Source organism: Streptomyces sp. NPDC087844 (assembly GCF_044742785.1).
Classification (GTDB): domain Bacteria; phylum Actinomycetota; class Actinomycetes; order Streptomycetales; family Streptomycetaceae; genus Streptomyces.
In genome coordinates this window covers 39555-51538 of the sequence record NZ_JBIUVD010000023.1, presented here as the reverse complement: position 1 = coordinate 51538, position 11984 = coordinate 39555, and the positions used below count along the sequence as shown (strand labels likewise).

Genomic DNA, 11984 nt, shown 5'->3' with positions numbered 1-11984 from the left:
GCACCCTCCGTACCTCTGAAGGGGCCCGGGGACTCCGGGGGCCCCGGGGAACCGTCCGTGGCCGTGGACGCCTCCGGTCCGCCGAAGCGTTCGCCGGTCTCCCGGCTCGCGAGCGTCGCGGGCGGCGGTGCGATGCGGGTCTTCCTGATCCTGGTCGCGCTGCTGTGGGTGACGCCGACGGTGGGCCTGCTCGCCTCGTCGTTCCGGGACCCGACCGACATCGCCGCCTCCGGCTGGTGGGACGTCTTCAGCAAGCCGTCCCAGCTCACCACCGAGAGCTACTCGACCCTGCTCGGCAAGGAGGAGATCACCGACTCCCTGCTCAACACGGTGTACATCACGGTGCCGGCCACCGTCCTGGTCGTCATGATCGGCGCCATGGCCGGATACGCCTTCGCCTGGATGGACTTCAAGGGCCGCGACTGGTGGTTCGTGGCCGTGGTGGCGCTGCTGGTGGTGCCCGTCCAGATCGCCCTGATCCCGCTGGCCGACCTCTTCGGCGACCTGGGGATCTTCGGCAGCGTCATCGGCGTGGTCCTCTTCCACGTGGGCTTCGGCCTGCCGTTCGCGATCTTCCTGCTGCGCAACTTCTTCGCGGAGATCCCCCGCGAACTCCTGGAGGCGGCACGGCTCGACGGGGCGGGCGAGATGCGGCTGTTCGCGACGGTGATCCTGCCGCTGGGCGCGCCCGCGATCGCCTCGCTCGGCATCTTCCAGTTCCTGTGGGTGTGGAACGACATGCTGGTGGCGCTGATCTTCTCGGACTCCGGCTCCCGGCCGCTGACGGTCGCGCTGACCGAGCAGACCCGGCAGTTCTCCGGCAACATCGAGACGCTCGCGCCCGGCGCGTTCATCTCGATGGTGATCCCGCTGGCCGTGTTCTTCGCGTTCCAGCGGCAGTTCGTGTCCGGAGTGATGGCAGGTGCGGTGAAGTAGCCGCCGCGACAGGCGAGTTGAGGGGCGGGCCGGTGCCGGTCCGCCCCTTCGCGCCGTCCCGGGGTCCCCCACATGCCGCATTTGGCGTAACCCCGTACCCCCTTCGGCCGTTGCCGGGCAATATGGCCGCGCCGACCCATGGATGTCCCTTGCCCCGGTTCAGTGTCATTGTCCCCGCGTACCAGGTCCAGGCGTATCTGCACGAGTGCATGGCCTCGGTTCTGGAACAGTCGTTCACCGACCTGGAGTTGATCGCTGTCGACGACTGCTCGCCGGATGCCTGCGGTGCGATCGCCGACGAGTTCGCGGCCCGTGATCCGCGGGTGAGGGCCGTCCACCTCAAGGAGAACGTGGGCCTCGGGCGGGCCCGCAACGCGGGTATGCGGGCCGCGACCGGCGACTACCTGGTCTTCCTGGACGGCGACGACAGCCTCACCCCGCACGCGCTGCGGGACATCGCCGACCGCATCAAGGAGACCGGCGATCCGGACGTCCTGGTCTACGACTACGCGCGCACGTTCTGGTCGGGCGAGACGGTCCGCAACGTGCGGGCGGGGCAGCTCCACGAGGAGGGTCCTGCGCCGTTCCGCCTCGACGACCGGCCGGGGCTCCTGGACGTCCTGATGGTCGTGTGGAACAAGGCGTACCGCCGGGAGTTCGTCGAGCGGGAGCGGTTCGCGTTCCCGCCCGGCTACTACGAGGACACGCCCTGGACGTACCCGGTCCTGATGGCCGCCGAGACCATCGCGACGCTCGACCGGGTCTGCGTCCACTACCGGCAGCGGCGGCAGGGGAACATCCTCGGCACGACCAGCGCCAGGCACTTCGACATCTTCGACCAGTACGACCGGGTCTTCGCCCATCTCGACGCGCACCCCGAGCTGGCGCGCTGGCGGCCGGTCCTGTTCCAGCGCATGGTCGACCATCTGTCGGCCGTGTTCCTCAAGCGCGACCGGCTGCCGCGCGGCTCCCGCGCCGCGTTCCTGCGCAAGGCCCGCGCCCACTACGCCCGTTACCGGGTACGCGAGGCCGGCGTCCCCTCCCGCAACCGGCTGCGGCACGCCCTCGTACGCCTCGGCAGCCATCGCACCTACCTCGCCCTGTGGACGGCGACGCGGCTGAAGAGACGTGCCGCGCGGCTCGCCAAGGCGCTGGCCCGCGGGGTCCGGACGGCCTCGCTGCGGCTGCACTACGGCGTCCAGCGTCTGCTGCCCGTGCGGGCCGACCGCGCCGTGTTCGCGGGCCACGCGGGGCGCGGTCACGGCTGCAACCCGGGGGCGCTGGAGACCGCGTTCCGCACGCACGCCCCGGGGATGCGCACCGCGTGGGTCGCGGACCCCCGCTTCCACCACACGATCCCCACGGGCACGCGCAGGCTGACGCCGGGTTCCGCCGCGTACTGGACGGCCCTGGCCCGGTCCAAGTACGTCGTCGGCAACGCCGGTTTCGACCGCCGGCTGGTCAAGCGGCCCGGCCAGATCCTGGTCCAGACGCAGGCCGGCACGCCCCTCAAGCACATGGGCCTGGACCTCCAGGACCGTCCGGCGGCGGCGCGGGACACCGACTTCGCCGAGGTACTGCGCGACGCCGACCGGTGGGACTACTGCCTGTCCGGCAACCGCCACTCCACGCTCGTCTGGGAGCGCGTCTTCCCGGCCGCGTACACGATGCTGGAGTACGGCCAGCCCCGTAACGACGTCTTCCAGAGGGCCACTTCGGCGGAGGTCGCCCGGCTGCGCGAGTCGCTCGGCATCCCCGACGGCACGGTGGCGGTCCTGTACGCGCCGACGCACCGCGACTACCGCCGCACCCAGCGCACCGCGCTCGATCTGGAGCGGGTGCTGCGCCGCCTCGGCCCGCGGTTCGTCCTGCTGGCCCGCTCCCATCCCTCGTACGGGACCCCGCTGGCCCGTGGTGGCGGCCGGCTGATCGACGTGAGCGACCATCCGAGCGTCGAGTCGCTCTGCCTCGCCTCGGACGTGCTGATCACCGACTACTCGTCGCTGATGTTCGACTACGCGGGCCTCGACCGCCCGATCGTGATCCTCGCGGACGACCGGGAGGCGTACGAGGCCGCCCGCGGGACCTACTTCGACCTGCGGACCCTCCCGCCCGGCGCGATCGCCCGCACCGAGGACGAGCTGATCGACATCTTCGCGACCGGCCACTGGCGCGGTTCGCGCTCCGCGCAGCTGCGGGCCGCCTTCCGGGAGCGGTTCTGCCCCTACGACGACGGCCGGGCCGCCGAGCGGATCGTGCGCCGGGTCGTGCTCGGCGAGACGGCCGGGCTGCCCGCGGTGGTGCCGCCGGACGAACGCCGTCCGGTGCCGTCCGCGGCGTCCCGGACCCCCGTCACCTCACTCGCCCCGGTCCCGGCACCCGGGGCCCCGGCCCCCGTCGTCGACACGCCCTGACCCCCGGACCGGCTTCCGGACGGCGTGGCCGGCCGCCCGGAAGCCGGTCGGGAACAGGCCCGTGAAGCAGTCGCGAACCGGCCGGCAGGCCTCAGCAGTGGTCCGTGGACGTCCGGTCCCCCGTATGCAGCATCCGGCGTAACCGCGTCACCCCTTCGGCCGTTTCCCGGCAGTACACCCGAGCCGACCCGACCCGAGCCGACCCATGGATGTCTCCTTGCCCCGCTTCAGCATCATCGTCACCGTCCACGACGTCGCGGGGCGGCTCCCCACGACCCTCGACCCGGTGCTCGCCCAGTCCTTCACCGACTTCGAGCTGATCGCGGCCTGCGCGGACCCGGACTCGCCCGCGGGCGCGCTCGTCGCCGAGTACGCCGAGCGGGACTCCAGGGTCGTCCGGGTCACCGGTGCCCGCGAGGCCGGACTACGGGCGGCCACCGGGACGTACGTACTGTTCCTGGACGCGGGTGACGCGCTGACGCCGGGGTCGCTGGCCGGGATCGGCGCGCGGCTGCGGGGGACCGGCGAGGCCGAGCCCGGCACCGGGGCCGAGGTCGATGTCCTGCGCCTGGGCCACGAGCGCGTGCCGTGGTGGGAGGGCGAGCCGGTCGCGGAGCTGTTCGAGGGCAGGGACCCAGCCGACGTGCGGCTGCCGGTGTGGGCCACCGTCTACCGCCGCGCCTTCCTGCGCGAGCACGGGCTCGCCTTCCCCGAGGGCCGGTACACGGACCTCGGCTGCTCCGGTCTCGTGGCGCTCGCGGCCGGCGGGACCGCCGCACTGCCCACCGTGTGCGTACGGCGTCCCGAACGCAGGCGGGGCGGCGGCACGTCGGCGGGCACGCGCTCCGAACCCCCCGCCACCGCACTCCTCGACCAGGTCGAGCTGGTGCTGGACCGGGCCGCCGCCCAGGGGCTCCCGGAGGACCGGGCGCGCGCCCTCTTCACGCAGCTCTTCGCCGAGGTGCTGGACACGGCGGCCACCGCCCCCCGCGGGAGGGCCTTCTTCCGCCGCGCGGGCAGGCTCTACCGGCGGTACCGCCCGGCGGGCCACCGGGCCGGAACAGTGCGGGCCCGGCTGCTCCGGCGGGGCGGCTACACGGCGTTCCGGGCGCTGCCGGCCCTAGGCCGGCTGACGGCGCGGGCGCGGGCGTACGCGGTCCGCTCGGCGCTGCGCAGGCGCCGCGCACTCCTGTACGCGTGGTACCTGCGCAGGCCGCTGGACGAGAACCTCGCCGTGTTCGCCGCCTACTGGGGACGCGGCTACGCCTGCAACCCGGCGGCCGTCCACCGCAAGGCGCGTGAACTCGCCCCGCACATCCGGTCGGTGTTCCTGGTGAAGGAGCGGGAACTTCCGCACATGCCCGGGGACGTGGAGAGCGTGGTGATCGGGAGCAGGCGGTACTGGGAGGTGATGGCGCGGGCGAAGTACACCTTCAACAACGTCAACTTCGAGCACGCCGTGGTCAAGCGCCCCGGCACCGTGCACGTCCAGACCCACCACGGGACCCCGCTGAAGCGGATGGGCGTCGACCAGATCGAGTACCGGGCCGTCGCGGCGGCCACCGGCAGCTTCGGCAGGCTGATGCGGCGCGTCGACCGCTGGGACTGCTCCCTGTCCTCCAACGCCCACTCCACGGAGGTCTGGTCGGGCGCCTACCCGAGCGCTTTCACGCACCTGGAGTACGGCTATCCGCGCAACGACCGCTTCTACACGGCGGCCCCCGGCGAGGTCGCCGCGATCCGCGAACGGCTCGGTATCCCCGAGGGCCGGGTGGCACTGCTGTACGCGCCGACCTACCGGGACTACCCGCGGGACGTGTCGGCGCAGTTCGACCTCGCCCGGTTCTGCGCGGAGCTCGGGGACGAGTTCGTGGTGCTGCTGCGGGCGCACTACTTCCTCGACGGCGACGCCGGTCTGCGGCAGGCGGTGGCGGACGGCCGACTGATCGACGTGACGTCCCTGCGGGACACCGAGGACGTCTGTCTGGCCTCGGACGCGCTGATCACGGACTACTCGTCGATCATGTTCGACTACGCCAACCTCGACCGGCCGATCGTCACCTACGCCGACGACTGGGACGTCTACCGGGACACCCGGGGCGTCTACTTCGACCTGCTCGCCGAGCCGCCGGGCCATGTCGCCCGTACGCAGGACGAGTTGATCCGGGTCCTGACGTCGGGCCGGTGGGCGGACGGGCGGTCCGCCGCACTGCGGTCCGCCTTCCGTGAGCGGTTCTGCGAGTTCGACGACGGACAGGCCGCCGAACGGGTCGTACGGCGGGTGCTGCTCGGGCAGCCCGAGGAGGAGCTGCCCGCGCCGATCCCGCTGCGGGAGCGCCTGCCCGTACCGGCCGCCGCCGTGTCACGCCCTCGCACGCCGGCGCACTGATGCCCTCACGTACTCCCGCGACCCAGCGAGTTCCCGGACCTGGAAGTGCCATGCCCCGCTTCAGCATCGTCGTGCCCGTCCACAACGTGCAGGGCTACCTGCGCACCTGTCTGGAGTCGGTCCTCGACCAGTCGTACGGCGACTTCGAGCTGATCGTCGTCGACGACCGCTCCCCGGACGGCAGCCCGGCGATCATCGACGAGTTCGCGGCCCGCGACGAGCGGGTCGTGGCGGTGCATCTGCCCGTCAACGGCGGTATCGGCCCGGCCCGCAACCACGGCGCGAAGCTGGCGCGGGGCGAGTACCTGCTCTTCCTGGACAGCGACGACAGCTACACACCGGGCACGCTGCGGGTGATCGCCGAGCGCGTCGACGCCACCGGCCGGCCGGACATCGTGCTGTTCGACTACGCGCGCACCCACTGGTACGGCGCGGTGAAGCGCAACCGGGACGCGGAGGTGTTCGGCGCGCCGGGCCCGGAGGTCTTCACGGTCGCCGAACGCCCGGAACTGCTCGACCTGTTCACGGTGGTGTGGAACAAGGCGTACCGCCTCGACTTCTTCCGCGCGGGCGGTTTCGCCTTCCCCACCGGCTTCTACGAGGACGCGGTGGTCGTCTACCAGACGCTGTGGACGGCCCGCACGATCACCCTCGTCGACCGGGTCTGCGTGTACTACCGCCAGCGCCGCCAGGGCAACGCGCTGCGCACGCCGAGCCGGGAGCACTTCGAGGTGTTCGCGCAGTACGAGCGGCTGTTCCGGTTCGTCGGGGAGCGGCCGGAGCTGGAGCGGTGGCGCGGTTTCCTCTACGACCACATGGCGGACCACTACCTCTTCATCCTGCGCCAGGCGGACCGCGTACCGCCGGCCTCGCGTGCCGAGTTCCACCGGCGGGCGGCCCGGGACCTGCGCGCGTACCGGCCGGACGGGCACCGGCTCGGCGCGCGCGTCCCCCGGACGTCCTTCACCCTGCTCGCACGGGCCCCGTACGCCCTCTACGCGCTGCACCGCGTCGCGTCGGTGAAGCGGGCGGGGCTGCGCAGGCGGCGGCTGGTATGGCGGCGAAGGCTTCGCAGGGTGCTGCTCGCGCTGCACCGGCGCCTGGTCCTGCGGCGCGCGCTCGACCCGAACCTGGCCGTGTACTCGGCCTTCTCGCACCGGGGTGTCCTCGGCGACCCGGCCGCGATCCACCACAAGGCGCAGGAGATCGCCCCGCACATCCGGTCGGTGTGGGTGGTCGGCAGGAACCACGTGGACGCGCTGCCGCCGGGCGTCGAACACGTCCTGCCGGGCAGCCGCGCCTATCGCAGGGTGACGGCACGCGCCACCTACCTGATCAACAACGTCAACTGGGCGAACGACCTGGTCAAGCGCAGGGGCGCGGTCCACATCCACACGCACCAGGGCACCCCGGTGAAGTCGATGGGCGCGGACCTGCTGAAGTACCCGGGCGCGAGGCGTGGTTTCAGCGTCCCGAAGATGCTGACGCGGGCCGACCGCTGGGACTACAGCCTGGTCGCGAACCCGCACTCCGAGCTGGTCTGGGACCGCGCCTACCCCTGCGGTTTCACGTCCCTGCGCTCGGGCAGCCCGCGCAACGACTGCCTGGTCCGGCCGGAGGAGGGCCGCGCCGAGTCCGTACGGCAGCGCCTCGGCGTCCCGGCCGACAGCACCCTGCTCCTGTACGCGCCGACGAACCGGGACCACCGGCAGGGCGGTTACGCACCGGCCCGCGACCTGGAGCGGCTGATCGCGGGGCTGCCGGGCGACCACGTCCTGGCGGTCCGTCTGCACCCGTCCCTCGCCCAGCACCACGAACGCGGTCTCGGCCTGCGGGACCTGGCCGCGCGGGGCCTCCTCCTGGACGTCACCGACGAGCCGCGGGTGGAGGATCTGCTGCTCGCCTCCGACGCGCTGATCACGGACTACTCCTCCCTGATGTTCGACTACGCGCACCTCGACCGGCCGATCGTCCTGCACGCCTACGACCTGGACACGTATCTCGCGGCGCGGGGCACGTACTTCGACGTCACCGAGCGTCCGCCGGGGCATGTCACCCGTGACGAGGACGAGCTGGCGCGGCTGTTCGCCTCGGGCGCGTGGCGGGACGAGGAGTCGGCGCGGCTGCGGTCCGCCTTCCGGTCACGGTTCGCCGGGTACGACGACGGCCGGGCCGCGGAACGGGTCGTGCGGACACTGATGCTGGCCGAGGACATGGCCGTGCCGATGGTCCCCGCGCCCGGCGCCCCGAGCGACGCGCTGACCCGCTCATGACGGCTCGCCCCGCCGCGTGGGTGCTGTTCCTCGCCGCCCTGTTCGGCTGCCTCCAGCTCGCCAACGTCACCGGCCGGGACACCCCCGACAGCCGCAACTACCTGTCGTACGCGCTGAGTCTGGGCGGCGCCGACAAGACGCGGGCGGCGGGGCGCAGCATCGCGTACGTGTGCGCGAGCCGGGGCGAGAAGGTCTCCCGCGACCACAGCGTGGACGTCCGGCGCTTCCGTGCCCCCGATCCGGGGCCGGGGGTGCGGGCGGAGTGCGACCGCTACTACCACTGGAGCGTCGGCGGGCGGCTCGACGCGGGGCAGACGTCCGGCAGGACGGCGCCCTTCATGAGCGAGCGGTTCATGCGGATCTTCGAGGTGCGGCCCGGTTATCCGCTGCTGCTCCTGCCGTTCGTCACGGTGTTCGGCGTGACGTGGGGGCTGTGGGCGGCGGGGGTGTGCGTGGCGGCGGCCGGGGGCGTGCTGGTGTTCCTGATCCTTCGGACGCTGGACGTGCCGGTGGGTCCCGCGCTGACGGGGCAGGCCCTGTACTACGTGCTGCCGACGGGCGCGACCGCGATGCGGCCCATGACCGAGGGCACGACGATGGCGCTCACGCTGGCGGCGCTGTGGGGGTGCGCGCTGGTGCTGCGCGGGCGGCGGGCCGGTCCTGTGGTCGCCCTCTCGCTGGCCCTGCTCTTCGCCGTGAAGCACTCGCAGGCGCTGTTCCTCGCGGTGTGTCTCGCCGGGGCGTGCTGTGTGATCGGCGTCCACCGGAGGAGGTCGCGGCGGCCGGTCGGGGACGCCGTGAAGACGCTGCTGAAGGTGACGGTGGGGGCGGCGGCGGGAACGGTCCTGCTCGCCAGGCTCCTCCACTACCCCTCGGAGTCGGAAAGCCTCCAGGATCTGCTCACCGACCACTTCCTCCGGCCCGATCGGGAGCGGCCCTGGCGGGAGTTCTTCCGTCTGGAGGTCAACTTCTGGGTCGAGTGGCTGCGCCGGCAACTGGCCGAACCGCTGTTCCTGGTGCTGGTCGGGGCGGGGGCATGGGGGGCGCTTCGGGCGCGGCCCGCGTTCGGGGTGGTGCTCGTCGCGGCCGGGGGCACGGGGGTGCTGAGCATGGCCGCGCACCCCGACATCGCCATCGGGCGGCTGATGGTGATGGTGTGGCTGGTGGCGGTGGTGGGGGTGCCGTTGTTGTTGACCACCTCTCGGGGGTTCCACCCCCGAACCCCCGCTCCTCAGACGCCGGAAGGGCTGGTTCCCAGCCCGTCCGGCGTCTGAGGACGAGCGCTATTCGACGACGAGCTCGACCGGAACGTTCCCGCGGGTCGCGTTCGAGTACGGGCACACCTGGTGAGCCTGCTCGACCAGCTTGCGCCCGGTCGCCGCGTCGACGGACTCCGGCAGCTCCACCCGAAGGGTGACCTTGAGGGCGAACCCCTCCCCCTGCTTGCCGATCCCCACCTCCGCGGTCACCGCGGCGTCACTGACGTCGACCTTCGCCGCACGCCCCACCAGGGCGAGCGCACTGGCGAAACAGGCCGAGTACCCGGCGGCGAACAGCTGCTCCGGGTTCGTGCCCTGACCATTGCCGCCCATCTCCGTCGGAATACCGAGCTGCAGGTCGAGCTGCCCGTCGGAGCTGTAGGCGCGGCCGTCACGGCCGTGGGTGGCGGTGGCTACGGCGGTGTAGATCGCGTCCATGGAAACCATCCCTCTCAAAGGTCCAAGTCGTGTCGGCGGCCTTCGGTCCCGGCCGCCTGCAGACATAAGTAGAGCACACAATTAAATTGTGCACAACTGAATGACGTGCCGAGGTATCCTGGGGTCATGACCACGACGCCCGTACCCGACGACGACTTCCTCCGCCTCGATCAGCAGATCTGCTTCTCGCTGAACGCCGCCTCGCGCGCCTTCGGCGGGCTGTACCGCGTCGTCCTGAAGGATCTCGGGCTCACCTACCCCCAGTACCTGGTCATGCTCGTCCTGTGGGAGCACGGCGACCTGCCCGTGAAGAAGGTCGGCGAACACCTGCGGCTCGACTCCGGGACGCTGTCGCCCCTGCTGAAGCGACTGGAGACGGCCGGTCTCGTCCGCCGTGAGCGCAGTGCCCTGGACGAGCGGTCCGTGGTGGTCGGGCTCACCGGCGAGGGCACGGCCCTGCGCGAGCGGGCGCTGCGCGTACCGCGCCGGATCGCCGCCGCGACGGGCTTCGAGCTGGCCGAGATCGACGACCTGCGGACCCGGCTCGACCGGCTCACGGGCGCGCTGGACGCGGCGGCGCTGGAGGAGGCCCCCGGCCGCGCGTGACCGGGCGGCACGTTCACACTCCGCCGGCCGCCCGCGCCTCAGCCGCCGCCGAAGATCTGCGCACATACAGCCGCATGACCGACCCCTTGCGCCCGTACTCGGCCCTCGGCACGAACTCCGCCCGCACGAGGGCGAGTTTCACCTGTTCGGCGGGGGCGGGCGGAGACCAGCCGGGCCGCAGCGCGTAGGGCTCGGCGACCACCCACACGCGGTCGAGCCCGTCGAGTCGGCGGCGCAGTTCACCGGGACCGGTCTCGCGTCCGTAGAGGGTTCCGGAGACGGGCCCGGTCTCGCGCAGCGCGATGTCCGCCGTACCGCGAAAACCCTCCGGGTAGGCGACCGCCGCGCGCCTGGCGAGCGCCGGGAGGAAGAGCACGGGGTCGCCGTGGCTCATCCGCCGGGCCGCCGCGGCCGAGACGGCGGCGAGGTCGTCGGGGCGACGGGCGGGGTCCCGGTCCGCGCGCAGGACGGGAAGCTGCGCGACGAAGGCGAGAGCGACGCCGAACACCCCGAGACAGGTGACGGCGTACGCGTCGACGTGTCGCGCCCGCAGGCCGCGCAGGCGGGCCGCCGCCCCGGCCAGCCGGTCCGCGCCCGCCGCCGCCAGCAGGGGCGCCCCCGCGAGCGCGTACAGCACATAGCGGTCGTCGAAGAGCGGCCAGTGACGCGAGACGGCGAGGAGGGTCGCGGGCGGCACGAGCAGCAGCGGGAGGGCGACCGCGAGGAGGGAGAGCTCACCGCGGCGGGCGGGCGGGGCGCACAGGGCGAGGGCGATCAGCAGCAGATACGGGCCGAGGACCAGCGGGGTCGGCCCCGTGAACGACCGCAGGAGTCCTTCGACCGCCCCTGCGCCGGGAGCCCTGAGCCACGCCACCTGCCCCGCCTGGCCACTGGAGACCAGCACCAGCGGAAGCACCACGAGAAGCACGCCCCCGGCGGCCCGCCCCCAGGCCCACCACACCCGCCGGGGCATCCGCGCGAGCGCCAGCGTGGCCGCATGCGCGAGCAGAACCAGCAGGGCCATCTCGTGCAGCAGGACAGTGAGGGCGACAACACCTCCGTAGCCACCCCAGCACCAGCCCCCGCAAGGGGCGCGGGGAACGGCGCGACCAGCCCCCACCGGCCCGCACCCGACACCCAACCCCCGGCCGGAAGCCCGCCCCTCCTGGTCTGCCGCCCGCACGAGCAACAACGTGGCCCCCGCGACCCCCGCGGCGACGAGCGCATAGGACCGCCCCTCCTGCGCGAAGTGCCCCACCATCGGCGTCACCGCGTACAGCAGCCCCGCCCACAGCCCGACCCTCGGACGCGCGAGCCGTGCCCCCAGGGCCGCGACGAGACCCGCCGTCACGGCGGCCGCGCAGAGCGAGGGCAGGCGCAGCGCGACCTCGCCGCAGCGGACGGCGAGGACAGGGTGCATCAGGAGGTAGTAGAGCCCGTGCACCGCGTCCACGGAGTGCAGCAGATGCCAGATCTGCGGCAGCGAACGCCGCGCCACCTGAAAGGTGACCGCCTCGTCACGCCACATCCCGCCACGGTCGATCCCCCACAGACCGATCACGGACATGACGACCCCGGGCACGACCACGGCACCGACGACGGCGAAGTCGACGGCCCTCCTCGAACACTTGACGGTCATGCGCCAGATCTTGTGCTACTACCTGACGTT

General features: G+C 72.6%; 8 protein-coding genes. 6 read left to right on the top strand and 2 right to left on the bottom strand.

Translation table 11 applies throughout. From position 1 onward, the window contains the following. Window positions 1–132 precede the first annotated feature (132 nt). The 5 genes from ACIOKD_RS33720 (at window position 133) to ACIOKD_RS33700 (ending at window position 9286) form a co-directional block, all read left to right on the top strand. A complete protein-coding gene (locus tag ACIOKD_RS33720) occupies window positions 133–936 on the top strand; it encodes a carbohydrate ABC transporter permease (RefSeq protein WP_402091751.1) in 804 nt (267 codons plus the stop codon). A 149-nt stretch (window positions 937–1085) separates the two neighbouring features. Continuing rightward, the gene (locus tag ACIOKD_RS33715) at window positions 1086–3350 is read left to right on the top strand and encodes a CDP-glycerol glycerophosphotransferase family protein (protein WP_402091620.1); all 2265 of its coding nucleotides are present in this window, start codon (window positions 1086–1088) and stop codon (window positions 3348–3350) included. Window positions 3351–3567: 217 nt separating this feature from the next. Further along, window positions 3568–5739: a CDP-glycerol glycerophosphotransferase family protein gene (locus tag ACIOKD_RS33710; protein ID WP_402091619.1), complete on the top strand. Its 2172-nt coding sequence runs from the start codon at window positions 3568–3570 to the stop codon at window positions 5737–5739. Between the two features lie 50 nt (window positions 5740–5789). After that, the gene (locus ACIOKD_RS33705) at window positions 5790–8012 is read left to right on the top strand and encodes a CDP-glycerol glycerophosphotransferase family protein (RefSeq protein ID WP_402091618.1); all 2223 of its coding nucleotides are present in this window, start codon (window positions 5790–5792) and stop codon (window positions 8010–8012) included. Then, entirely contained in the window at window positions 8009–9286 is a 1278-nt protein-coding gene (locus tag ACIOKD_RS33700; RefSeq protein WP_402091617.1) for a hypothetical protein, read from the top strand. The genes ACIOKD_RS33705 and ACIOKD_RS33700 overlap by 4 nt, the downstream gene beginning before the upstream one ends. 9 nt (window positions 9287–9295) lie before the next feature. Here ACIOKD_RS33700 and ACIOKD_RS33695 read toward each other — a convergent pair whose 3' ends face one another. After that, complete coding sequence (locus ACIOKD_RS33695) at window positions 9296–9709, bottom strand: organic hydroperoxide resistance protein (RefSeq protein ID WP_107015887.1); 414 nt, start codon at window positions 9707–9709, stop codon at window positions 9296–9298. 126 nt (window positions 9710–9835) lie between these two features. Between ACIOKD_RS33695 and ACIOKD_RS33690 the strand changes: the two genes are divergently transcribed. Next, window positions 9836–10315 (top strand): MarR family winged helix-turn-helix transcriptional regulator, encoded by a 480-nt coding sequence (locus tag ACIOKD_RS33690; protein ID WP_402091615.1) that lies wholly within the window; start codon window positions 9836–9838, stop codon window positions 10313–10315. A 13-nt stretch (window positions 10316–10328) separates the two neighbouring features. Here the strand turns inward: ACIOKD_RS33690 and ACIOKD_RS33685 are convergent, their stop codons facing one another. Further along, window positions 10329–11954, bottom strand: coding sequence for a hypothetical protein (locus tag ACIOKD_RS33685; protein WP_402091613.1), 1626 nt, complete (start codon window positions 11952–11954; stop codon window positions 10329–10331). Between the last annotated feature and the right edge of the window lie 30 nt (window positions 11955–11984).

Bases quoted from the DNA above. Each gene is read 5' to 3' on its own strand.
- ACIOKD_RS33705 (WP_402091618.1), top strand. From the start codon at position 5,790: ATGCCCCGCTTCAGCATCGTCGTGCCCGTCCACAACGTGCAGGGCTAC.
- ACIOKD_RS33695 (WP_107015887.1), bottom strand. From the start codon at position 9,709: ATGGACGCGATCTACACCGCCGTAGCCACCGCCACCCACGGCCGTGAC.
- ACIOKD_RS33690 (WP_402091615.1), top strand. From the start codon at position 9,836: ATGACCACGACGCCCGTACCCGACGACGACTTCCTCCGCCTCGATCAG.
- ACIOKD_RS33685 (WP_402091613.1), bottom strand. From the start codon at position 11,954: ATGACCGTCAAGTGTTCGAGGAGGGCCGTCGACTTCGCCGTCGTCGGT.
- ACIOKD_RS33720 (WP_402091751.1), top strand. From the start codon at position 133: ATGCGGGTCTTCCTGATCCTGGTCGCGCTGCTGTGGGTGACGCCGACG.
- ACIOKD_RS33700 (WP_402091617.1), top strand. From the start codon at position 8,009: ATGACGGCTCGCCCCGCCGCGTGGGTGCTGTTCCTCGCCGCCCTGTTC.